Here is a 24040-nt window from a genome sequence, read left to right on the forward strand (position 1 = left end):
AGCTCCTTTTTTTCTTTTATTGTAACAAAAAAACGAAGCTTCCTCAAAGGTGCTCCGTTTTCTTTCTATTATTTAGTTTCAACAACTTGTTTATTGTGAGGTATTGTTAAGCCGAGGTTACCTCTTAATGTCGTAGCTGGATATTTGTTTCGGTACAAACCTCGAATTTGCAGAAGAGGAATAACTTGTTCCACAAAAGTTTCAAACGTTCCTGGAATATCAGAAGCGATAATAAAGCCATCTGCAGCCTCATTTTGGAACCAAACTTCGATTAAATCGGCTACTTGCTCTTTTGTTCCTATAAAAGGTGTTTTTGGCGTTGCTGCCTCGGTCGCCACTTGACGAAGGGTTAGGTGCCGTTCTTTCGCTTCTTTTTTGATTCGATCTGTTGTGCTTTGAAAAGCATTTTTGCCAATATCTCCAAGGTCTGGGAATGGAGCATCTAAATCAAATTGACTTAAATCATAGTCGTCGAAATAACGTGCTAGGTAAGTTACCGCATTTTCTATTGGAATTAGGCTAGCAAATTCAGTATATTTGGCTTCTGCTTCTTCCAACGTATCCGCTACAATTGGGCTAATTCCTGGGAAAATTCGGACTTCATCTGCATTTCTACCAGCTTTTTCAGCGCGGGCTTTCACATCTTGATAGAATTCAACAGCTTCTTCCAACGAATCGGAATGAGTAAAAATGGCTTCTGCATTTTGAGCAGCGAAATCCCGTCCTGTACTAGATGCGCCGGCTTGGAAAACGACTGGCTCGCCTTGTTTGGAGCGTCCGATATTTAACGGCCCCTCGACTTGAAAATACTCGCCTTGATGATTTAAGTGATGTAATTTTTCGGGGTTAAAGAATTCACCGGTTTCTTTATTATAAGTGAACGCATCCTCTTCCCAAGAATTCCAGAGTCCGCGAACCACTTTTAAATGTTCTGCCGCAATAGTGTAACGATCTCTGTGGGTTGGGAGATTTTTCTTGCTATGATTTCGCGCGGCGCCTTCTTGCGGAGAAGTGACTAGATTCCAACCCGCTCGGCCGCTACTAATGTGATCAAGGGAAGATAGCTGTCTTGCAAGTGTAAATGGTTCTGTAAAAGAGGTCGAGAAAGTTCCGACAAGTCCGATGTTTTCCGTAGACTCAGCTAATGCCGATAAAATCGTAATTGGTTCAAAACGATTAAGAAAATGCGGAATCGATTTTTCGGAAATAAAAAGGCCGTCTGCAATAAATACAAAACTAAATAACCCTTGTTCGGCAATTTTGGCGCGCGTCTTATAAAAATCTAAATCCGTACTTGCTGCGGGGTTGATGTCCGGATGTCGCCAACCGTCTGTTGTTCCGCCAACACCGTGAATAATTGCACCAAACTGAATTGTTTCTTTTCTAGTCATTTTACTTCCTCCTTTTCAAACAATGCTTTTTCCAAATGTTCCAATCCGATTTCTGTAACAGCTTGGTAGGTCCCATTTTCAATGTTGCCAATTTCTACGACCGGCACGTGGCGGATGCCGTATTTTGCTTGGAGAACTTCTCGCAAATAATCATGGTCGGTGACGTCGATATCTTGAAAAACAATTTTTTGCTCGATTAAAAAATCTTTGACATCTTTACAATAATGACACCCTTCTTTACTCCAAACGACGACATTAGCCATGGACAACTTCCTCCTTTATCGATTCACTTAATAGTTGATAGGAATAACGTTTAATTTCAGCAGATTTGACTGGAGTTAAAACAACAAAATCTTGGATATTATATTCTTTTGAAAGGCGTTTAATCTCTACTCCGACTTCTTGTTTGGTTCCTGTTATCGCACCAATTCGTTGGGTAATAAACCGGTATGTTTGGTCGATATCTTTTACGTAGGCTTCGGCTTGTTCGCGCGATCCGACATTAACTCTACGTCCGTCTGCAAGCTCGACTTTGATTGACTCTCGCTCTGGAATATGTCGGTCTGCTGCGATTTTAGTCTCAGCTACTACAACAATTGGTGCTAGTTGAAAACTAGCTTTTGTGTTTATTTGGTACTGTTCAAATAGCTCGCGTGCTTCTTTTAAAACAGCTTCTTCTCCGTTAATAAAATAAGCAAATACAAAGGAAATCCCTAGTTTGGCAGCTTGTTTCGCGCTCGATGCACTTCCTCCAAGCAAAAATATCTCTGGTTTGTTTTCTGGAAGTGGTTTTGCTGCAATAGTTGTATCTGAATGACGGGTGACAAAATCGACTAGTTCTTCCAATTTAGCATCAAATGTACGAGTAGGTTTAACGAAGTCTTTTTGAAGGGCATCGGTTGCTGGCTGAAATCCACCTGGCGCTTTTCCGACGCCAAGTGAAATCCGACCTGGCGCTATGTTTTCAAGCACATGAAATTGTTCAGCAACTTTATATGGACTATAGTGTTGTAGCATTATTCCGCCAGACGCAAGCTTGATTGTGCTCGTTTTTGCAGCAATATACCCTAAAAGAACCTCCGGAGCTGCGCCAGCTATTTCGTCTGAATTATGATGCTCGGCAACCCAGAAACGATGATAGCCGAGTTTTTCTGCGAGTTGCGCAAGTTCTACTGTATTTCGTAAGGCTTCACTTGGTTGCTCGCCCGGATTAATAATACTTTGGTCCAAAATACTAAATCGAATCGTCATATGACACGCTCCTTTTTCACTTCTTTGATTTCATATAAATAATCCGCTGAAACTCGGTGTAAAAAGCGTTTTGTTCTTTCTTCTTTTGTATGATTAAACACTTCATCGGGAGTACCTTGTTCGACAATTAGTCCACCATCCATAAAGACGACTTGATCTGCCACTCGTTTGGCGAACTCCATTTCATGCGTAACGACAATCATCGTCGCACCCGCACGTGCAATCTCTAGCATTACTTCCAATACTTCACCGACAAGTTCAGGATCAAGTGCGGCGGTTGGTTCATCAAATAAAATGACGTCTGGATTAATTGCGAGTGCTCGCGCAATTCCAACACGCTGTTTTTGTCCGCCAGAAAGTTGGGAAGGGTAGGCACTGAGTTTGTCCGCCAAACCGACTTTTGTGAGCTCCCGTTCCGCAATTTCGTGTGCAATTTTTTTCGGTATTTTCCTTGCTACCGTAAGACCCTCCATCACATTTTGGATAACCGTTTTGTGAGAAAAGAGATTATATTGTTGAAAAACCATTGCTGTATTTTTCCGCAGTTGCAAAACTTCTTTTTTGGATGGTTTCTTGCAGTTAATTATTTGGTCATGCATTGAAATTTCGCCATTTTCAGGTCTTTCCAGTAAGTTTAGGCAACGTAAAAAGGTTGTTTTCCCTGAGCCACTTGGACCAAGTATTGTTACTACTTCACCCTTTTTCACCGTTAAATCAATTCCTTTTAAAACTTTGTTTTCGCCAAAGCTTTTTTGAATATTTTTAATTGTAATCATACTGTCCCTCCTCGATATTTAGCGATATTCTTTTCCAAAATGTAATTAATTGCTTCAATCAAAATAGTTAAAAACCAATAAATGAGTGCGGCACCGATAAATGCTTCGAGAAATGCGTAATTGTCTGATGCTACAATCGTTGCCATTCCAGTGATTTCTGGGACTGCGACGATGGCGGCAATGGATGTGGTATGTAGAAATCCGATACACAAATTCGTGAAATTCGGTAAGGCAATCATGAAGGCCTGTGGTAACAATACTTTCCGAATCGCTTGACCATGCGTGTATCCCACCGAGTAAGCTGCTTCCATTTGTCCGATATCAACCGCAATAATACCGGAGCGCAAAATCTCGGTTAAGTATGCCCCCGCCGTGAAAGACAGTGCGATAATGACAAAAACAACGACCGGTATTTTATTTGCAGAAATGCCTAAGCCGAATGACTTGCTCAAAAAATCCACCAATAGGGGAATGCCTAAGTAAATCAGCATAATATGCAAAATTGCTGGGGTGCTTCGAAAAAAAGAAACGTAAAATTTAGCAATCGGTTCTAAAAAGCGAACGTGGTACATCCGAATAAGCGTCAGACCAATTGCGATAATGAAACCGAATAATATCGGAAAGAAGGTCATTGCAAGTGTTAACGGAATCGTTTTTAACATTGCCATTACAGCAGTTCCAATAAAAGGCACATCTAGCGGCATCATTATCTCTCCTTTATAACTCGATATCGAAAATACTCGTGAATCTGGTGTTTTCTTTTTTAACTCGTTTTTCAATCCATTTGAAGGAATATTCCAGTAAGACGGCCGTCAAATAGTAAATGATTGATAAAGAAATATAGACCTCTAAAGCGTGATTACTTAGTGTTATGAGCGTCTGACCTCTTCCTGACATATCCATTACACCAATCGAAAAAGCGAGCGATGTATCTTTCAAATAACCAATGACTAAATTGCCAAAATTCGGTAGAGCTTGATAGAGTGCTTGTGGCAAAATGATTCGTAAAAACGTTTGGCGACTACTCAGACCAATACTATAAGCCGCCTCTGCTTGTCCGGCATCCACGCTATTCACCCCTGCGCGAATCACTTCCGCAATTGTCGCCGCACTGCTTAATGCATAAGTCGCAATCGCAGCATACAGCGGATCCATTTGTGATAAGTCAATGCCAAATACGCTTGAAAGTGCCGGAATTCCGTAAAAAACAATGAATAATTGAACCATAATCGGCGTCCCACGAAAAAACGAAATATACACTCTGGCAAATTGATCTAAAATTGGAACCTTATAAATTCGCGGTAAAGACAGCAGTACTCCTAATATAAAACCAAAAATAAGCGAGAGTGCTAAAATATACAACGTTATGGGTAAATAACCAGCTAACGTCGGAATAAAATCTGCAATCATTTTTACATCGAACGCTTTATCCATTTTAATAGCACTCCCTCTCTTTTAATATTGTTCTTTTGAATAATCTGCGCCAAGCCATTTTTCACTTAATTTTTTAAGTGTTCCATCATCAATAATAGATTGAAGCGCCTCATCTACCTTTTTGCTTAGTTTCGTTTCATCTTTTCCAAGCATGAAGTATACTTTCGCATTAGATAGAACATCGCCAACTACTTTTTCTTTGATAGCGCTTGTTTTATTTTGGAAATCTACCGCGAATGGTGTAGAAATCGTTGCATCAGCGCGGCCAGTTTTCAGTTGGTTCGCTGTATCATTTGACCCTTGACCTTCATAAGCAATTTCAAAATTATTGCCTTGTTCTTCATTGATTTTTTTCAACACGAGTGCACCATTCGATGTTGCGCTTGTGATAACGCGTTTTCCAGCTAAATCTTTTGTGCTGTTTATGCTGTTATTACTGTCTAATACCGTCAATTGTAATGGGAAATTATTGTACGCTACATCATTAAATAAAAATTTCTTCTCGCGTTCTTTACTTTTTTCCATTTGATGCGCGACAATATCTACTTTTCCAGCACCAAGGCTAACGAGTAAGTTAGAAAAATCCATCGTTTTAAATTTAAATTTATAGCCGGGCAAACGTTTGTCGATTTCTTTTACTAGTTCGACATCATAACCAGTTAATTTCCCATTTTCATCTAAAAAGCAGACATTTGGAAATTGCGTTCCTGTTCCAACCGTGATTGTTTGTACTTTTTGATTCGCTGCTTCTGGCTCCTCTTTTCCACCACATGCGCTTAATGTTAATGCAGCTGTAAGAGCAAGCGCCAAAATCCCATATTTCTTTTTCATCTTTTTTCCCCCTTTTTTATGTCCAGCTAGGTATTCCAAGTAGTGCGGCATCGAATTTTTCCGGAATTAAGATTTTCCGCATCATAACACCCACATCGCCGTCTTCCTCATGTTCAAAATAGACCTCATAACCGCGGCGCAGATACATATCCAGCAACCATGGATGTTTTCTGGCAGAAGTTCCAAGTGTCAGTGCCGGTGCTTTTAGCGTGTCACGAAGTACTCGTTCTTCTACATATGTTAATAATTTATCGCCAATCCCCTGTCCTGCGAGTTCCGGTGCCGTTGCAAACCACCAAACAAATGGATATTTAGAAGGAGGTGAGCTGCTCTCCCACGGAAAACGAACGGTAATCGTAGAAATTAATTTGCCGTTTCGTTCCAAAACAAAAGCAGAAGAATTAACAATATTTTCTGTCACCATCGCCAAATCCGCATTCGTTGACGGCCAATCAATTCCTAATTCTTTCACCGATTGAAAAGCACTCGACAACAATTCCAAAAATTCCGGCGCATCATCCACAGTCGCTACTCTAAAAATATCTTCTGTCATTTCCCACTCTCCTCCTTAAACTTCTACTGACTGCTGATTTAATAACGAAATAAATTGGCCTAAAGCAATGTCTAACCGTTCTTTCGCTGAAGATTCAATTTCATACAGCCCATCCCCGAGCCGTTCAATTTGTTTATCTACCGTAAATTGCCCTTTTAATATCGTTTCCGCTCCAAGTTCCCTCAACACAGGATCAAGTGCGTATTGCAGTGCGAGCAAATGTCCATTTGACCCACCAAGCCCAAGTGGCAAAACGACTTTCCCTTTCAAAGCTTTGAGTGGCAAAAGGTCCAAATAGACTTTTAACACTCCTGAATAGGCCGCTTTGAAAATCGGGGTAGCAATAATAACGCCCGAACTTGATTCAATTTCACTATTTGCCAATTGAATATCTGAATGCGCGAAATCCGCGGTGACTAATGCTTCTGCGTTTATTTTATGCACTTCGATGATGTTCACTTCTAAGCCATTCGTTACTAATTCATTTGCCGCTAGTTGAGTTAATCCTGTAAGCCTGGATTCTGTTTTGATTCCCCCAGCAATAATTGTCACTTTCCCCATCAAATCGCCCCTTTTCAATCCCTATAAACTTACTTGGTTTTCGGATATTAGCTATACTATAAAGTAAAAGATTGGGTTTGGCTAATCAAAAAAACTAATAGCTAACCACAGTAATACTAATACTTCTGCCTCAATCCGCATTATTCCTATGAATTTTATCAGATTAATAAATTGCTTCTCCTATTTTTACGGTGTATACTGTTAGAAATATCAAAAAACTCCAATATGAAGGGGGAATTATATTGGAATTTCGAACCATTAAAACTTTTTATACGGTGGTTAATACGGGAAGTTTTCAACGCGCAGCAGAAGTATTAAATTATTCGCAACCGACTATTTCGATGCGAATAAAGCAATTGGAACAAGACTTAGATGTTCAGTTATTCGAACGTGGCAAAACTTTAAAACTAACGCACGCAGGCAGATTATTTTACGAAAGGGCGGGCCAACTTATCGCTCAATATGAAGTACTCGACCACACGATATTCGACTTAAAAAATGGCAACGCCGGCCTTATCAAAGTCGGAATTTCCGAGCCTAGCGCCAGTCTCGTTTTTCCGAAAATTTTAAAAACGTTTCTAGCGGATTTCCCGAAATTAATGGTGAATGTATCGGTGGATGATGCGAATACTTGTAGCCAAAAACTCATTGATGGGGAAATTGATTTTGCGATTTGCGGAGAACCAGAGCTGATTTTGGAGAACTTCTATTTTCCGTTTTTCCATGATACGTTAGATTTAATCGTCTCAGAAAGCCATCCGTTAGCTTCACGTACTTCTGTGGAGTTACGTGATTTACGCGATGAATGCTTTATCTTCACACCGGCAAATTGCCCCATCCGCATCCAAATCGAACAGCATTTAAAACGCGCTATTGGTAGTGATTATAAGAAAATGGAGCTCACAAGCAGTATGTCTCATAAGTATTTTGTCCGTGAAAACGTTGGTGTATCTATTTTTACTAGCACCGCGCACTCAGAACTACTTGATGGCACGGTCCGCATTCCGATTGAAAATTTACCAATATCACCGCCAATTGGACTTTTAACCAACCAAAAAGAAAAAGATTTTGATAGCACAACGAAAGAACTTATCGACCGGATTATTTATTATTTTGATGATAAAAAAAGACAGCTAGGCTAAAAAATTAGCTTAACTGTCTTTTTTTATTAAAATTCTAATTGCATATTCGCCTCTATCGCTAGCAAATTATCACGATACACTTTCATTTCTTTCCGCGTAATCGTGCCTTTTTCAAAGTAGCGTTGAATTGTCTCGCGCTCAATTTGTGAAGCCAGGTCGATTGTTGTTTGTAGCGCTTCATCATTGCTTTCTTTTTTATTTTTCCCACGACCTAATGCTCGCTCAAAATTCATCAAATAAAGCGAAATGATTTCTGGGTTATACTCATTTGAATCCAGATCCTGTAGCTTTTGCATGACAAATAGATTGTTTTCATTTTGTAGTTTGGCAATTTCTTTTCTACGTTCTTCAAAAGTAAGAGGAACAAATCGGAAGTCTCGAAAACGATGACTTAATAACTGGCGATACCGCATTCTCGCTCGGTACTTCTCTGCTCGTGTTTGGACATATAGTCGTTTTCCAAGACGCATCATATGCGACAGCCCCACACCAGTATCAATTTTTCGTTCAAATACTAATCTTCTCGTATTTTCAAGTTGCCATTCTTGCGTTAAGCGCCGCAATTCTTTTTCAGTAGCATTTACTTCCTTATGCTCCATTAAAGAGAAAATCCGATTATTATACATATTCAACACTTTATTCATTTCTACTGCATTTTCATCTGTTTTATACGCCTGTAATTGCTGCACAATATCGCGAAGTAGCACAATATCTGTCGTATGATCCGCCGTAACTTTATCTTTCTTATCTGCAAAAAGTGGTAAAGTGAAGTTGGCCAAAAGTAGCGTCGTAATAATAACTCCAGCAGCAATAAAAATAAGTAAATCACGCTCAGGAAACGCATTGCCATTACCAAGAACAAAAGGTAACGAAAGCGCACTGACTAACGTAATTGTCCCGCGAACACCAGCCACAGTATAAAGAAAAGTATTTTTCAATCTGCTAACTAAATCCACTTTCGGATTTTCCTCGTAATTGCGGAAAAACAAGATCCATAAAAATCTTAGTCCGAGCAGTAAGAAAGTGATTCCTATTATATACACGAATAGCATACCTTTTTGAATATTGGCGTCTTGCCAAATCGTCATCAAAATTTGCGGTAATTGTGTCCCTAGTAAGATAAATACCAAACCATTCAAACTAAAAATAATAACAGACCACGTGTTTTTTGAAAGCAAGTTCAATTGCGCAATTTCAGGATTTAGTCCCTTGTAACTAAATGAATGCACCATTCCACCACTAACTACCGCTAAAATCCCGTTCACTCCGACTTTTTCTGCTACCATAAAAATTAAAAATGGTAACAAAATTTCCATCAGCATAAAAGAAGTCATATTTTCGATTCCTAGCTGACGTAAACCACGCATCAACATGATTTTCAGTAAACTAAGTATAGCACCCAGGGCAATCCCGCCTAATGAAAGAAGCAAAAAGCTTGTTCCAGCTGACATAAAAGAAAATGTTCCCGTTACAAGCGCCAACACAGCAAATTGGAACGAAACAAGTCCGGAAGCATCATTAATAAGCGATTCACCTTCCAAAATATGCATAATTTTATGGGGTACTCTTACTTTTTCAGCAAGCGCGCCCACCGCAACAGCATCTGTAGGCGCCAGAGCAGCCGCAAGTGCAAACGCCGCTGCAAAAGGTATCGCAGGAATTAAGTAGTGAATAAAAGCACCCAAAACTCCTACTGTCACAAACACTAGTCCAATCGATAATGACAAAATAGCTTTTCGATTTTTCCATAAAGATTTCTTATCCGTACTCGCCCCATCATTAAATAGAATCGGCGCCATAAATAGTAACAAAAACAATTCCGGATTCAAATCCATCGTATGATCTCCAAGTGGAATCGCTAAAATAATCCCCAGCACTACTTGAATTAAAGGTACCGCAATACTTGGCAAAAATCGGCTTAGTACATTAGATAAAAACACCGCACTCAACATTAATAAAATCAGTTCAAATATTTCCATTAATACATCCCTCGTTCCCGTATCAACACCATCCCCCTGAGCCAGAAGCGTGGCATTTCTTCCGTTCCCATATTAGCAAAAAAACTTTTCGAAAACATCCGTCTCTGTATGGAGTTTCCTACGTATGCTCACTTTTTCTGATAGACAATTTGTTCATTTACAACCGTCATCACAACGCTCACTTGACGAAGTTCAGCTTGTTTCATTTGAAAAGGATCTTCTGCCAAAATCGTAAAATCAGCAACGAAGCCTGGTGCAATTTGTCCGCGTGTAGTTGTTTTGTAGCTCGCAAATGCCGCGCCTTTTGTATATAGTTGAATAGCTTCAAATACAGTGAGTGCCTGCTCTGGCCAATATCCCACTCCATCCAAATCTGCATTCGCCGTTCTAGTAACAGCCGCATGGATACCCCAAAACGGATTCGGTACTTCAATCGGCGCATCGCTTCCACCAGCTAATGGGAAACCAGCCTGTAGAAGCGTTTTCCAAGCAAAAGCTAACGGCGGATGATTATCTCCAAGTACTTCTAGCGCCCACGGAAGATCACTCGCCATGAATTGCGGCTGGATATCAAATAATACCGGCAACCCAGTTGCTTCTTCTATTAGAGCTTCTGTAAGCCAAGGTGTGTGGATTAGTCTGTCGTATTGCCCTTCTTTAGGCGGATTGGCACGTAACGTTCGAATGACATTAGCAAAAGCTTGATCCCCTAAAATATGAATAGCAACAGGTAATCCTGCTTTTCGCGCTGCTTTAACCAAATCTTCAAACGCTTGATCAGAATGAATTTGCAGTCCTTTTTCACTAGGGTTGTCCGCATATCCCGCACTCATCAACGCCGTTCGCGAGCCAACTGTTCCATCATAGAAAATTTTCATCGCCCCTAATTCTAAAAAGGCATCCCCACTTACGAAACTTTCATTAGAAGCCGAAAAAGCAGCTAGTTCTGCGTGGTGAACTAGCAAATGCGCACGAAACGGCATTTTATTAGACCCAATAGTATTTCGAAAAGCTGCTAGGGTCGAAGCGAACCCCGTAAAATAGTGTAAATCTTCCGAGTGTGCACCCGTTATGCCTTTCGACCATAAATCAGTTATCGCGATTTCAAGCCATGCGCTTAGTTCAGAAGGCGTTGCTGCAGGGAAGGAATCTATCGCCATAGTCGTTGCATTATCCCTTAAAACTCCTATGAACTCACCCGTTTTATCCCGAACAATTTCACCACCACCATCAAAACCAGTTTCCGAAAAATCCGCAATCTTCTCTTGTAATGCAGAATTAATAGAAACACTATGATAATCAATGCGCCGAACTAAAATCGGATTCGTTTGGCTTACTTCATCTAAATCGGCCAAAGAAATCAACGTTTGTTCATCTGACCACTTATTTTCATCATAACCTTCCACAAACAACCATTCATCACTAGCAATTTGCTTTGTTCTTTCAGCAATCAGCGCTAGTGCCTCTTTTTTAGTAGTGGTTTGGTTTAAATTAAGCCGCTCTAAAGCTTGTCCATACCATAGCAAATGAATATGAGCATCAACAAATCCAGGAAATACCACTTTCCCTTCTAAATCAATCGTTTCAGTGATGTTAGCTACATATTGTTTTTCTAAGTCCATTGCTTCACCGACCGCACAAATTTGACCGTTTTCTGTTAATACCGCAGAAACCTGATCCCCTTCAGCTGTCATTTGGTAAAAGGTAGCATTTTTCCATAATTTCATTTTTCATTCCCCCTGATTGACGGAAATTTTCAAAGCAGCTTTTTCTTGTTGGTCCTTTTTCTGTAAAATTTGTTGTAGTGTAATACTAATTAATGCGCAGCCAAGTAAAATAAACGCACCAATGAATAAAGCTTTGATACCACCGAGATTTTGAACGACAATTGCTCCTATAAACGGTGCAAGCATACGCGCCGCTGTTGCCATCCCGTTCACAAGTCCTTGATACAAGCCAGCCGCTCCTTTTGGTGCGAGTTGATAAGCAATCGTTGGAATCGCTGGCCAAGCAAACATTTCCCCGAGCGTTAAGAAAATCATTCCGAGTACAAAGCCACTATAGACACTTGCATTCATTGCCACAACAAAAGATAAAATAAATAAGAAAATACCGATATAAATTTGTGCAAGTAAGTATTTTTTAAATCTATTTACAACGGGGATTAGAACGAGCTGACCAAGAACAATAAGCGCACCATTCAAACTCCATAAGTTCCCATATTCACTAGATGTCACGCCTTTTATTTCTGTCATGTAAGTAGATAAATTCGACTGCCACTGCACATGTGGTAATTGGCAAAGCAAGTACGTCAATAATAATAGAATAAAAGAACATAGAGCTAGCTTAGTCGGAAATTCACGTTTAGCTCCTTTTTTACGATGTTTTGTTTCGGCACTTACCCGCTCCGATTTCCAGTCAATTTTGTGGAAAAAGAAGAAAAAATATCCCGCGAAAGCAATCGCAAATACAAAAGAACCAATGTATACGTGACTCATACCTTGTTTTGCCAGAAGTCCTGCAAGCAAGGGACCAACAGCTACGCCAATATTTTGTGCCACGTAAATCGCATTAAACCCAGTTCTGCCGCCAGTCGGATGCGTTAATCCTGCTGCTGCGTATAATCCAGAGAATACCATCCCCATCGCGATACCGACCGCCCATAAATTCCAAATAAAAAATGGAAATCCATGGAAAAAGCACAACGAAGCCGTCGATAGTACTAAGATAATCATTCCAATCGTAAGTGAAATAAAACCAGAAAACCGGTCAAAAATAATTCCGCCGATAATACTAGAAACAATCCCCACTCCTGAATTTATCAACAACACTAATGAGGCGTCCGTTGTCGACATCCCTAACTCTTGCGTCATGTAAATCATATTGAAAGGCCAAATAAACGAGAGCCCTGTATATAGTAACACCATCCCAATAATAACAATCCATAAATCCTTTGGTAACCATTTTATCATTTCCTACACTTTCCCTTCATTAAAACTCACCTTTTTTAGGTTATCACAACCATCCACATTCGAAAAGAAAAACTTCATCAAAAAACCACCTAGCAAAATTTGCTGGTGGCTAATAAGGGACTGGCGATAAATCCCTATCATGGTTACTTATAAGTGTACTATGAATTCTGATTTTTGTCTGTGCTAAATTAAGAAATATTTCAATTATTTTTTTGTAAAACTTTATTATAGGCTAAATCTCTCAAATAATTATGAAATTGTAATACATCTATTTCAAGGTAATAGCCTAATTCATATAGAATATGCTGCTGCTTCAATTCTTTTACTTGAAAAGCACATAATTCTTTAGGCACAGCTTGCATCATCTCTTGTCTAAAAAAATCTAGCGCTACTTTCCAGGAAGTTGTATGTAATCTCAAAGGCATTTCTTGAATGAACCACTGAATGCAATCAATTTCATTTCGATCTAAAAAATTCTTTTCTATCACTGTCAAATCAGCAACCTTAACCTTACCCATACTTTTCAAGATATCCTTTACATATGTTAAAGGAATTTTCCAGGCTACCGTTTTAGAAAGGGGTTGGATTTTTGTCTCTTCTCGAGTAAAACCGAGAATGCTTCCTTTTCCCCAAGAACTGTTTCTTGCAGCACATTGCGTTACACTTCCCTCGTCAATTGCATACACATACTCATTGTTTTCTGGACAATGAACAATTTCTTCCTCGTTCCAATATACCAATTCTGCTACTTCTTGAAACTTTGGATTATTAGTTAATGTAAACATTAATTCCGTAGTAAACCTTTCCTCCATTTATCCCGCCTCCTCAAAATCCTCACATCAATTCATCTCTCTTTATCATAATAAAAAAAAAGCGAGCAAAGAGTTCTTAAAGAACCATCTTCTCGCTTCTTATGTCCATTTTGTGACAAAATCACTTTTCCAGTTTTATTAATGTTATTTTTTTAACATTTTAATGAAAAACAATATAAAAAATTATCGTTATTTCCGAGATTCACCTTTTCGAATAACCCACCAAAGAGAAAGACATGTAATACCTTGGAAAATGAAAAATATTCCAAGTATAATCCCAATCGCAATTGCTACTAGCATGTTCGTGAACAAGGAAATAATAGCAATAATCAATCCTATAATTCCCATGATAAGTAGTAATGTCCATCCTGGAAAACCTTTTACAGCAAACGCCGTTAAAATACGTAATATCGCTGAAGCTAATATCCAAATCGCGAATATAATAATGAAAACACGTTCCGCCATATTTGACTCGAAAATAGCAAATCCACCAATAAGGATTGATAGAATCCCATCAAGCATTATCCATTTGGAAATACTCCAATATTTATGTTCTCCAAAATAAGAAATCACTTCATTAATCCCATTTAAAACTAAAATAATCCCAATAAAAATAGTTAGTGCTTGCAGTGATGTACTTGGATTAAACATTAAATAAATACCAAGACCAATCATCGCCACACCAAGTATTAAAACAAAATAAGTGTATAATTTTCTCATGGTTCTGCCCCCTTTTTTAGTGGTTAGTAAGTAATGATCCTGCCGCTTCATCAATAATAAATACGACATTCGGATGGTTACGTAAAATCGACGCTGGACAGTTTTCATCAATTGGGCCTTCAAGTAAACCTTTAACAGCCTCTGCTTTTCGTTCACCGGAAGCAGTGACTAAGATTTGTTTTGCATCCATCATATCAGCTAATCCAAGAGTAAGCATTTGGGACGGCGCTTCGTCTTCTTTTAAATTGTTGTACATGATGGTGCTTTTAATAGTAGATTCATCGCTATCTGCCAAAAACAATCGCGCATCAAATGGCGTTCCTGGTTCATTAGCTCCAAGATGTCCATTTACTCCTAAGCCTAGAATTTGTAAATCACGTTCATTTTCAGCCAAAATTTTCTTATAACGAGCAATTTCGTCTGTAAAGTCAGCTAGGCTGCCGTCCAATAATTCTACTCTTTTTGGCATTTTGTTAATTAAATCATAGAATTTTTGGTGCATATACGTGTAAACAGTGAAGGAAGCATCGCGCTTAGCCACATACTCATCCAAATTCATTAAAAATACTTTTTCGATTGGAATTTCACCGGCATTAATTCCTTTTACAAGCCCCTCGAACATTCCATCGAAACTTGCTCCTGTAGTTGTATTTATTACCGGGTTATCATTTTCGTTAATGACTTGTTCAACTACTTCGAGCGCTTCTTGTGACATTTCTTTGTATGTTTTTGTTCTGATTAATTTCATAAAAATCCTCCTCTATATGCTTTCATTACCCCAACTATTTTTTCTAAAGCAAACCATGCTTTAGAAAACTGGCATATAAGCCGTCTTCATCTACTGATTTAGTAACATCATCGGCAAGTTTTTTTAATTCTTCTTTTGCGTTCCCCATAGCAATACCAGTCTTGCAGTAGGTGAGCATTTCTGCGTCATTCATACCGTCACCAATACCAATGGTGGCTTTTTTTTCACCACCAGTATGTTTGAGCAAGAACTCAATTGCCGTCGCCTTATGGATATCAGGAACCATTAATTCCCCACTATCATCACCAAAAACTGGCACAGTACAATGCATTACTTCAAACTTGCCACTAAATTCTTTTTTAATTTCTTCAAAAGGTACGGCTTTATTTTCTAAGAAACAAGCTTTATTCACATCTGTACGATACAAATTGGTTTCACCGTAAGTAAGACTTTCCATAAAAGGATGTGGATTATTTGCTTTTTTCTCACGTGCGATAGGATCATTTTCCACATCACCATATACTAATCTATCTAAATGGGATTCAAGATTCGGGCTAGCAAATAGTCCACCATTTGATTCTAAATAAAAATCCAATTGTTTTTCTGTAAAGAAATCCACCATATGAACGACATCTTCATTCGCTACTTTTTTATGGTAAATGATTTCATCGTCTACTTCGATATAGCCGCCGCCAGCACCGATAATGCCATCAAATCCGATTGATATAATGGATTCATATAATTCCGGTTTAGAACGTCCCGTGCACAAGTACACTTGATGTCCGTTGTTGCGTGCTTTTATTATTGCAGTTCTTGCGGATTCTGGAACAAGCCCATCATCATTTACAAGCGTACCATCTACATCTACAAATACTATTTTTTTCGTCATGCAATACCTCTTTTCGTATGTTAATAGTTTAATTATAGCATTTCTTTGCAGGGAAGGCGCCCAATTGCGTAACAAAAAAGCAAGATTCCCATTTTCAGGAAACCTTGCTTTTAATTTGTTTAGTTTTCTAAAGCCATTAATTTTTGATTATCGTCAAGAGCTGATTCATGTGCATCGTGACGTTTTTTCAAGTGGCTCATGGATAGATATAGTAAGCCAACACATGCGATCATGATGATTGTAAGAATGAGCATCGACATACTGTATACATTTGGTCCCATACCGGCTGCCAGTGACTCTCTAAAGGCATAAATCGAGTAAGTCATTGGTAAGAACGGATGGATTAAGTTGAAGAACCATCCTGTAAGTGGCATTGGGAATGTTCCACCTGATCCCGCTAATTGAACAATGAGTAATACCATCGCGATAAAACGACCTGGATTATCAAATGTCATAGCAAGGAGCATGATAAGGAACATATAAGCAAGAGCTGTAATAATCGCCGTTCCGAAGAATTCAACGATGCTATCCGGTCTTAATCCTAGTGCTATCATGATGCCACCTTCAAGAAGTGCCATCGCAACAGCTGCGACAAAACCTAGTGATAATTTACTTAACCACCATTTATAAGCTGGTTGACCTTCCATTGAAACACGTCTAATTGGCATAATGAAGTTAAATACAAGTGCACCAACATATAGAGCAAGTGACAACACATATGGTGCTAATGCGTGACCGTAATTACTTACGTGCGTATATTCATTATGTGCAAGTTTTGTTGGAGCTGCAATCATGTTGAATGTTTTATCTGTCGCTTTTGTATCTTTGACTTGCTGTGCTCCGTCTGCTAGTTTGTCTGTTAATTCTGTGCTGCCGTCTGTTAATTTAGTAAGTCCATCTCCTAATTGGAAGGAACCATTCGCTAGTTTAGAAGAACCATCGGCAATTTTGGAAGAGCCATCTGCGAGTTGTCCGACGCCTGAAACTAGTTTTGGTGAGTTAGCTGATAGTTGGTTTAGACCGCCTGCTAATTGGTTTGAACCTGCTTGTAGTTGATTAACACCACCTGCAAGTGTTGGAACTTTTGCAGCTAATTGGTTTGTTCCACCTTGTAACTCTGTTGCTCCTGAGCGTAATGCGCCGGAATTACTTGCAAGTTTGTTACCACCATCATTTAACTTGCTCAATCCGTTTTCCATACTTGCACTACCCGTAGCGAGTTGTCCGACGCCAGAAGTTAGTGTTGGTACTTGGCTGTTAAGTTGGTTTGTTCCAGCAACTAATTTAGCACTTCCGGCTTGTGCTGATTTGAGTCCAGCAGTTAGTTGGTTCGCACCGCCAAGTAAAGTTTGGCTACCTGAGCCATTAATTGCTTGGTGAATACTGTTAAATGCTTCATTTGTTCCACCGTGAACTGCTTGATAACCAGCGGAAATTTTTGCTACGCCAGTTTGTAATTCTGTAACTTGTGTTTGAATTGCTGCTAAATCAAGACCTGATAAACCACTTTGTAGTTGTTCTACTGTTGCTACTTGAGTGGCAGATTTTTGTGATTCTTTATCTAAATCAGCTTGAATAGCATCTATGATTTTTTGTTTATCTTCTGCACTCACGCCAGCTGTCGCATTAATTTTTGATTTAATTGCTTCAGCATCAAAGTTCGCATTAGATTTAATAAATGTTAAGCCATTTTGTAGGTCGCTTAAACTTTTTTGCAGTGTAGCGAGTTGTTTTGCAAGTGCTGCATCTTCTCCGTTCACACTTTGGTTTAATTGATCAATACCTTGTTGTAAATCGTTCATACCTTGTTTTAATTGTGCAATTTTGCCTTGTTTATCAGTTAAATTTCCGTCTAATTCTTTAAGTCCTGCTGAAAGTTTGTTACTTCCATCGACTAGTGAATCTAGGCCAGTTGCTAAGCTTTTTTGACCATTGTTTAGTTGTGTTATGCCTGATGCTAGGGTTGGTACACTGCCATTCATCTTATTTAATCCATCTGAAAGTGCAGTAGAACCAGTGTAAGCTTGGTTAATTCCACCTGCTAGTGTATCTACACCAGATGTATAGGTAGAAACTCCGCTAGCTAATTTCGTTGCCCCTCCGTCAAGTGCAGCCACACCGTCTTTAAGTGGTCCTACACCAGCAGCAAGCGTTGAAACACCAGCATTTAGTTTATCGCCACCAGCGGCCGCAGTGTTCACACCATCTGTGTAAGTTTTCAAACCAACTTCTAACGTATTAGCGCCATCTTTGAACGTCAAAGAGCTATCTGCGAGCGTTTTTAAGTTAGTAGAAATGGTTTTATTACCTTCTTGTGATTTCACAAGACCATCTTTAATTTTTCCAGAGCCATCAGCGGCTTGGGCGAACCCGTCACCAGACTCTTTAATTTTATCAAAAATTGCTTCCGCGTATGATTTTGTTACCTCAGCGGAAACCTCGCTCTTCAGTTGTTTGGCACCTTGTTCACTCACGACTTGACCTAAATAGTTCAGCGAGCCGTTTGTTTTATAGGATAATTCCATTTTTTTCGGATCTTTATCTAAAACGGATGCTGCATTTTTAGAGAAATCTTTTGGAATCGTGACAACCATATAATATTTGCCATCTTTTAAACCTTGTTCAGCCTCTTCTTTGGAAAGGAAATTCCAATCGAGTTCTTTGTTGCTTTTCAGTTTTGTGACTAACTGATCGCCAACATCCATTGTTTGACCGTTATAATCAACCGGTTTGTCATTGTTAACTACCGCTACTGGTAAATCCCCTGTTTTGCCGTACGGATCCCAGACGGATTTTAAGAAAAAGCTTGCATATAAAAGTGGAATAAACAGAATAACTACAAATGATAAAAGTAGTATTTTGTTTTTAAATAATTTTTTCCACTCATTTTTTACCATATCCATTTTTTACCGCACTTCTTTCTTTTAAAGATTTATTACGCTTCGTTCCAATCTATGATAGTGGTTCGTTCTTTCCCAATCACTTGCTCTACTAAAACAGATAATTTTTGTGAGTATAAATAATTAGCGTATTCTTTATCAGCGTTTCTAAAAGCACTTGTAATGGTGTGAATACCGGATTCTGCAAATTCATGATAGTCCGAGAAAACAGTGTGGATTAAGTCAGAATCTGGGTATGTATCGATTTTCCCTTCCACTGCTTCTACGATATCCAGCAAATTAATTTCTTCAGGGTCTTTAGCAAGCGTGAAACCACCGTTATTACCCGAAACTGAATTAATCAGCCCGCTAACGACTAGCTTCCTCAAAATTTTACTAATATAAGACGGTGACGAATCACGCAAACGGTGATGAATAGTTACGGAAGAAATGGGAACATCTACCTTCTGGGTGTACAACATCGTCATAATACAAAAAACCTGGTCCATACTTTTGCTCAACTTCATCATTAAATCCTCCCTCTTCCCATTATTACCTTTCAATATCCTTAATGGACATTTAACATCTATATACAATACACCCATTTTTTTTAAAGTGCAAGAGTTTTTTACTAAAAATGGAAAAAAATTTAATGAATGCGTTTGCTGCGAATAGAACAACTATAAGCATTGTCTCAAAAATTTTTCCTGGCTAAGAAAAAAACTGGAATAATTTTCGAAAACAAACGTGCTAATCTTATACATGTTCCAACAAACAATTACTTAGGAGGTGCTTTTCTCGTGTTAACTGATGATGTTCCAAAAAAATCACATTTACCATTAATTAAGCATCATTCTAATTACTTATAGCTTCGTTTAGTTGTATTTTCGCAAACAAAAAATTGGGAGGTAACATACAATGTCTAAACAAGCAAAGTCTTTAACCTTATTCGGATTTTTCGCCATCACGGCTTCCATGGTTATGACCGTTTATGAATATCCAACATTTGCCACTTCCGGCTTTCATCTAGTTTTTTTCCTACTTCTTGGTGGATTTTTATGGTTTTTGCCTGTAGCTTTATGTGCAGCAGAAATGGCGACGGTGGATGGTTGGCAAGAAGGCGGTATTTTTTCTTGGGTGGGAAATACACTCGGGGAACGTTTTGGTTTTGCCGCAATCTTCTTTCAGTGGTTTCAAATAACGGTCGGATTCGTGACAATGATTTACTTTATTCTCGGTGCGCTATCCTATGTATTTGATTTTCCCGCACTCGAATCGAATCCTTTTATTAAATTTATTGGTGTGTTAGTTATTTTTTGGGGACTTACTTTTTCCCAATTAGGTGGTACGAAAAACACGGCTAAAATCGCGAAATTTGGTTTTATTATCGGTATTCTCATCCCAGCAATTATTTTATTTATTTTAGGTATTGCTTACGTTGCTGGCGGAAATCCACTTCATGTCACTTTTTCCAAAGAGGCGTTTATCCCGGATTTCTCAAAAGCTTCAACATTAGTCATCTTCGTGTCATTTATACTCGCTTACATGGGTGTTGAAGCTTCCGCGAGCCACGTCAATGAAATGACCAACCCAAAACGCGATTATCCACTAGCAATGATTATGCTCGTTATTTTAGCCATCGCACTGAATACAATCGGCGGCTTAACTATCTCTGCTGTGTTACCTTTAAAAGATTTATCCCTCAGCTCCGGCGTCGTGCAAACATTCCAAGCACTAATTTTACATTTTGGTTCCGGCTTAGGTTGGGCAGTAAAACTAATCGCGATAATGATTGCGCTAGGTGTCATGGGTGAAGTCAGTGCTTGGGTAGTCGGTCCATCACGCGGCATGTACACTGCTGCAGAACAAGGCTTACTTCCCGAAAAAATGAAAAAAGTAAATAAACACGGAGTCCCTGTACCACTTATTATGGTTCAAGGCGTCGTAGTTACCATTTGGGCAGCTATTCTTACATTTGGTGGCGGCGGGAATAATTTATCTTTCCTAACCGCAATTTCCTTAACTGTAGTCATTTATTTAGTCGGCTATTTACTCTTTTTCATCGGTTACTTAGTACTTATTTTCAAAAAATCGAGCTTAAAACGCACCTACCAAATCCCTGGCGGCAAAATTGTTAAAGTGGTTGTGGCCCTGATTGGCTTAGTAACATCCGTTTTCGCTTTGTGTATCTCTTTTGTCCCACCTGCATCAATCGCCGCAAAAAGCGACATGACATACATTGTTATCTTATCGATTAGTTTTATCGTCACTGTGTTAATCCCATTTATCATCTACGCCGTGCACGATAAAAAAGACATCACACCGAAAGATATTACGCATTTAGACTCAAGCGACATCAATAAATTCACCCACCCAAGAGCTCGCGGCGAACACATTATTAACCCCGACGAAAAACATATTATGAATCAAGACAAATTATAGGAGGAAAAAATCATGTTATATAGTAAAGAAAATAAAGAAAGTTATTTAGAACCAGTTTTCGGATCAAGTGCAGAGGATCGTGATATTCCTAAATACACCCTCGGAAAAGAACCACTCGAACCTCGGATTGCTTACCGTTTAGTGAAAGACGAACTTTTAGATGAAGGTTCCGCCCGCCAAAACCTAGCTACTTTTTGCCAAACATATATGGAAGACGAAGCAACCAAATTAATGTCCGAAACACTAGAAAAAAATGCAATCGATAAATCTGAATACCCAAGAACAGCTGAACTTGAAAATCGTTGCGTCAATATTATCGCTGACTTATGGCATGCACCTAAGGACCAAAAATTTATGGGAACTTCCACAATCGGCTCTAGTGAAGCGTGTATGCTTGGCGGAATGGCAATGAAATTTGCTTGGAGAAAACGTGCCGAAAAACTTGGCCTAGATATTTATGCAAAAAAACCAAATCTCGTTATCTCCTCTGGCTACCAAGTGTGTTGGGAAAAATTCTGTGTTTACTGGGATATCGATATGCGCGTTGTTCCAATGGATAAAGAGCACATGCAACTCAATACCGATCAAGTCCTTGATTACGTCGATGAATATACAATCGGTGTGGTCGGCATCCTCGGTATCACTTACACAGGCCGCTATGATGACATCTACGCGCTAAATGAAAAACTTGAAGAATACAATAGCAAAACCGATTATAAAGTCTACATTCACGTCGATGCAGCTAGTGGAGGTTTCTTCACTCCATTTGTCGAACCTGACATTATCTGGGACTTCCGTTTGAAAAACGTTATCTCAATTAATACTTCCGGTCACAAATACGGCCTCGTTTATCCAGGTATCGGTTGGGTCCTTTGGAAAGATGAAAGCTACCTACCAGAAGAACTCATCTTTAAAGTCAGCTACCTTGGCGGAGAAATGCCAACCATGCAAATCAATTTCTCCCGCAGTGCGAGCCACATCATCGGTCAATACTACAATTTCTTACGCTACGGCTTCGAAGGCTACCGCACCATTCACCAAAAAACAAGCGATGTAGCACAATACCTTGCCCATGCAGTCGAACAAACTGGCTACTTTGACATTTTTAACGATGGCTCCCACTTACCAATCGTCTGCTATAAATTAAAAGACGACGCCAATGTAAATTGGACATTATACGATTTAGCGGACCGCCTCCAAATGCGCGGCTGGCAAGTTCCCGCATATCCACTACCAAAAAGCTTGGAAAACATTATTATTCAACGTTACGTCTGCCGCGCTGACCTTGGTTTCAACATGGCAGAAGAATTCATCCAAGATTTCCAAGCCTCTATTCAAGAACTAAACAACGCCCACATCCTTTTCCACGATAATCAACAATCCGGCGTCCACGGCTTCACACATTAATAAAAAGGCTAGCCTCTCAAATAGGCTAGCCTTTTTTCATGTTCTTTTATTCTAAGAGACTGAATCACTTCTTCTACATCTTCCAAATCCCTATCAAAAAACGCCAATGAAATCGGAATAATAGTACCTTCTACCGCTTCCTTCAATTCCATTTCGCAGTTAGGATTACAGAGTACAATCGTTGGCTCATCCGATTCTTCTAGTAACCTGTTTAAATCCTCCACCGAATTAAACATTTTCTCATGCACCTTCACCTTCCGCCCAAGCTCCTGTTCCACCTGAAATTTACAAGACTCAAAATTAATTAAATTGAACGAGAAAATACAAATTTGCACCGGATTATTCCATTTATAAATAAGTGGATACAAATGAATCGTCAAATAATTAATATGAGAATCAATTAATAATACTCGCCGTCTACTATTCTCATTCCAGCGTTTTAGCACATTTTTCACAACCAAGTAAAGCGGCTGATACTTTTTATCCAGCAATCGCTCATTACTCGGAATAAGTCCCTGCAAATTAAACAACGTCTTCTTCAAAAAGTAACAAAGTGCTGCCCGAAAAAGCGAGTGATTAACAACTTCCGCGCCAAAATATTCTTCAAATAAATCAACCAGCGACTGCAAATCTGCATTTTTCATTATCAACTCATCAAATTGCTCCAGCTCCACCTTTTTCATGGAAGCATCAATAATACTAAAATTAGTCGAATAATAAATCAACATCAAATACAAATAATCATTATACGAAAATTCCTGACCAAGCTCTTTTTCTAGTGTTTCCTTACTACTTTTCTGAACTATATCAAGAAATCTTGAAGACTCAATATATTTCTGACACTGTTCATCCAAAATAATCGCACTCGTTGGAATATCTCTTTTAAATACCATCGAAATCAATGACCGAAAATATGCATGGCCCTCCGCATTATGCGCCAATGTATCAATATTAATCCGCAAATTCAACGTCGCCATAAAGTTATCAATCATTTGCTTCTCCTCATCCAAAAGCGGATAAATAAGCACACCATATTCGGCTTGAAGCAATGCAATCAAATACCGAACCCGGTACTCCTTTCCAGTAATTCGATTATTATCAAGCTTCAAATCAATCTCTCGAAGAAACTCTTCCACCTTATGCTTCAGGCGATACGCATGCGAATGAGAAATAAAATAAGTATCCATAAAATCTGTAAACTTGTTCTCCTCCACATTCGTAACAAAAAACGCCACACATTTCAAAAACATTGA

The 24040-nt window shown here is 39.0% G+C and carries 22 protein-coding genes (1 of these 22 only partly in view); 3 read left to right on the forward strand and 19 right to left on the reverse strand.

All coding sequences use genetic code 11. The features are described 5' to 3' along the window. Positions 1 to 68: 68 nt before the first annotated feature. From CKV70_RS11765 to ssuE, 9 genes are read right to left on the reverse strand one after another with little or no spacing between them, the layout of a single operon-like run. Complete coding sequence (locus tag CKV70_RS11765) at positions 69 to 1391, reverse strand: LLM class flavin-dependent oxidoreductase (RefSeq protein ID WP_014601106.1); 1323 nt, start codon at positions 1389 to 1391, stop codon at positions 69 to 71. Continuing rightward, on the reverse strand, positions 1388 to 1654 hold the full coding sequence (locus tag CKV70_RS11770) for a glutaredoxin family protein (protein ID WP_014601107.1): 267 nt from the start codon (positions 1652 to 1654) through the stop codon (positions 1388 to 1390). Before CKV70_RS11770 ends, CKV70_RS11765 begins: the two co-directional genes overlap by 4 nt. Beyond that, the gene (locus tag CKV70_RS11775) at positions 1647 to 2642 is read right to left on the reverse strand and encodes an LLM class flavin-dependent oxidoreductase (protein WP_014601108.1); all 996 of its coding nucleotides are present in this window, start codon (positions 2640 to 2642) and stop codon (positions 1647 to 1649) included. The genes CKV70_RS11770 and CKV70_RS11775 overlap by 8 nt, the downstream gene beginning before the upstream one ends. Continuing rightward, the gene (locus CKV70_RS11780) at positions 2639 to 3418 is read right to left on the reverse strand and encodes an amino acid ABC transporter ATP-binding protein (RefSeq protein WP_003722585.1); all 780 of its coding nucleotides are present in this window, start codon (positions 3416 to 3418) and stop codon (positions 2639 to 2641) included. The genes CKV70_RS11775 and CKV70_RS11780 overlap by 4 nt, the downstream gene beginning before the upstream one ends. After that, a complete protein-coding gene (locus CKV70_RS11785; RefSeq protein WP_003722586.1) occupies positions 3415 to 4122 on the reverse strand; it encodes an amino acid ABC transporter permease in 708 nt (235 codons plus the stop codon). The genes CKV70_RS11780 and CKV70_RS11785 overlap by 4 nt, the downstream gene beginning before the upstream one ends. Before the next feature lie 13 nt (positions 4123 to 4135). Then, positions 4136 to 4852, reverse strand: coding sequence for an amino acid ABC transporter permease (locus CKV70_RS11790; RefSeq protein WP_003722587.1), 717 nt, complete (start codon positions 4850 to 4852; stop codon positions 4136 to 4138). Positions 4853 to 4873: 21 nt separating this feature from the next. Then, entirely contained in the window at positions 4874 to 5683 is an 810-nt protein-coding gene (locus CKV70_RS11795; protein WP_003722588.1) for an amino acid ABC transporter substrate-binding protein, read from the reverse strand. Between the two features lie 16 nt (positions 5684 to 5699). After that, a complete protein-coding gene (locus CKV70_RS11800; RefSeq protein WP_003722589.1) occupies positions 5700 to 6236 on the reverse strand; it encodes a GNAT family N-acetyltransferase in 537 nt (178 codons plus the stop codon). A 15-nt stretch (positions 6237 to 6251) separates the two neighbouring features. After that, positions 6252 to 6797, reverse strand: coding sequence for an NADPH-dependent FMN reductase (gene ssuE, locus CKV70_RS11805; RefSeq protein WP_003722590.1), 546 nt, complete (start codon positions 6795 to 6797; stop codon positions 6252 to 6254). A 242-nt stretch (positions 6798 to 7039) separates the two neighbouring features. On the opposite strand from ssuE, the gene CKV70_RS11810 reads away from it, so the two are divergent. Then, on the forward strand, positions 7040 to 7939 hold the full coding sequence (locus tag CKV70_RS11810) for a LysR family transcriptional regulator (RefSeq protein WP_010989968.1): 900 nt from the start codon (positions 7040 to 7042) through the stop codon (positions 7937 to 7939). A 26-nt stretch (positions 7940 to 7965) separates the two neighbouring features. On the opposite strand, the gene CKV70_RS11815 is transcribed toward CKV70_RS11810, so the two are convergent. The 9 genes from CKV70_RS11815 to CKV70_RS11855 all read right to left on the reverse strand — a co-directional run bounded on the left by CKV70_RS11815 (position 7966) and on the right by CKV70_RS11855 (position 19465). Continuing rightward, the gene (locus tag CKV70_RS11815; protein WP_009932388.1) at positions 7966 to 9918 is read right to left on the reverse strand and encodes a cation:proton antiporter; all 1953 of its coding nucleotides are present in this window, start codon (positions 9916 to 9918) and stop codon (positions 7966 to 7968) included. A gap of 128 nt (positions 9919 to 10046) precedes the next feature. Then, positions 10047 to 11645, reverse strand: coding sequence for an amidohydrolase (locus CKV70_RS11820; protein ID WP_010989969.1), 1599 nt, complete (start codon positions 11643 to 11645; stop codon positions 10047 to 10049). Between the two features lie 3 nt (positions 11646 to 11648). Then, the gene (locus CKV70_RS11825) at positions 11649 to 12890 is read right to left on the reverse strand and encodes an MDR family MFS transporter (protein WP_014601109.1); all 1242 of its coding nucleotides are present in this window, start codon (positions 12888 to 12890) and stop codon (positions 11649 to 11651) included. 200 nt (positions 12891 to 13090) lie between these two features. Beyond that, positions 13091 to 13702: a hypothetical protein gene (locus CKV70_RS11830; protein WP_003723812.1), complete on the reverse strand. Its 612-nt coding sequence runs from the start codon at positions 13700 to 13702 to the stop codon at positions 13091 to 13093. Between the two features lie 189 nt (positions 13703 to 13891). Next, positions 13892 to 14422 carry an HdeD family acid-resistance protein gene (locus CKV70_RS11835; protein ID WP_003723813.1) on the reverse strand — a complete coding sequence of 177 codons (531 nt, stop codon included), beginning with the start codon at positions 14420 to 14422 and terminating at the stop codon, positions 13892 to 13894. 16 nt (positions 14423 to 14438) lie between these two features. Continuing rightward, complete coding sequence (locus CKV70_RS11840; RefSeq protein WP_009925505.1) at positions 14439 to 15170, reverse strand: glucosamine-6-phosphate deaminase; 732 nt, start codon at positions 15168 to 15170, stop codon at positions 14439 to 14441. Between the two features lie 43 nt (positions 15171 to 15213). Beyond that, positions 15214 to 16059 (reverse strand): Cof-type HAD-IIB family hydrolase, encoded by an 846-nt coding sequence (locus CKV70_RS11845; RefSeq protein WP_003723815.1) that lies wholly within the window; start codon positions 16057 to 16059, stop codon positions 15214 to 15216. 119 nt (positions 16060 to 16178) lie between these two features. Continuing rightward, positions 16179 to 18962, reverse strand: coding sequence for a YhgE/Pip domain-containing protein (locus CKV70_RS11850; protein ID WP_014601110.1), 2784 nt, complete (start codon positions 18960 to 18962; stop codon positions 16179 to 16181). A gap of 32 nt (positions 18963 to 18994) precedes the next feature. After that, complete coding sequence (locus CKV70_RS11855) at positions 18995 to 19465, reverse strand: Rrf2 family transcriptional regulator (protein ID WP_003723817.1); 471 nt, start codon at positions 19463 to 19465, stop codon at positions 18995 to 18997. Between the two features lie 391 nt (positions 19466 to 19856). Between CKV70_RS11855 and gadC the strand changes: the two genes are divergently transcribed. Beyond that, positions 19857 to 21380 carry a glutamate/gamma-aminobutyrate antiporter gene (gene gadC, locus CKV70_RS11860; protein WP_003731850.1) on the forward strand — a complete coding sequence of 508 codons (1524 nt, stop codon included), beginning with the start codon at positions 19857 to 19859 and terminating at the stop codon, positions 21378 to 21380. 12 nt (positions 21381 to 21392) lie between these two features. Continuing rightward, positions 21393 to 22787, forward strand: a complete 1395-nt coding sequence (locus CKV70_RS11865) for a glutamate decarboxylase (protein ID WP_014601111.1) — start codon at positions 21393 to 21395, stop codon at positions 22785 to 22787. Positions 22788 to 22795: 8 nt separating this feature from the next. On the opposite strand, the gene CKV70_RS11870 is transcribed toward CKV70_RS11865, so the two are convergent. Beyond that, positions 22796 to 24040 carry the 3' portion of a helix-turn-helix domain-containing protein gene (locus CKV70_RS11870; RefSeq protein WP_003731848.1) on the reverse strand. 270 nt of this gene lie beyond the right edge of the window, so 1245 of the gene's 1515 nt are visible here — the last part of the coding sequence; the start codon falls outside the window, past its right edge; its stop codon occupies positions 22796 to 22798.

Origin of the sequence: Listeria monocytogenes, from assembly GCF_900187225.1 — a bacterium.
GTDB lineage: Bacteria > Bacillota > Bacilli > Lactobacillales > Listeriaceae > Listeria > Listeria monocytogenes.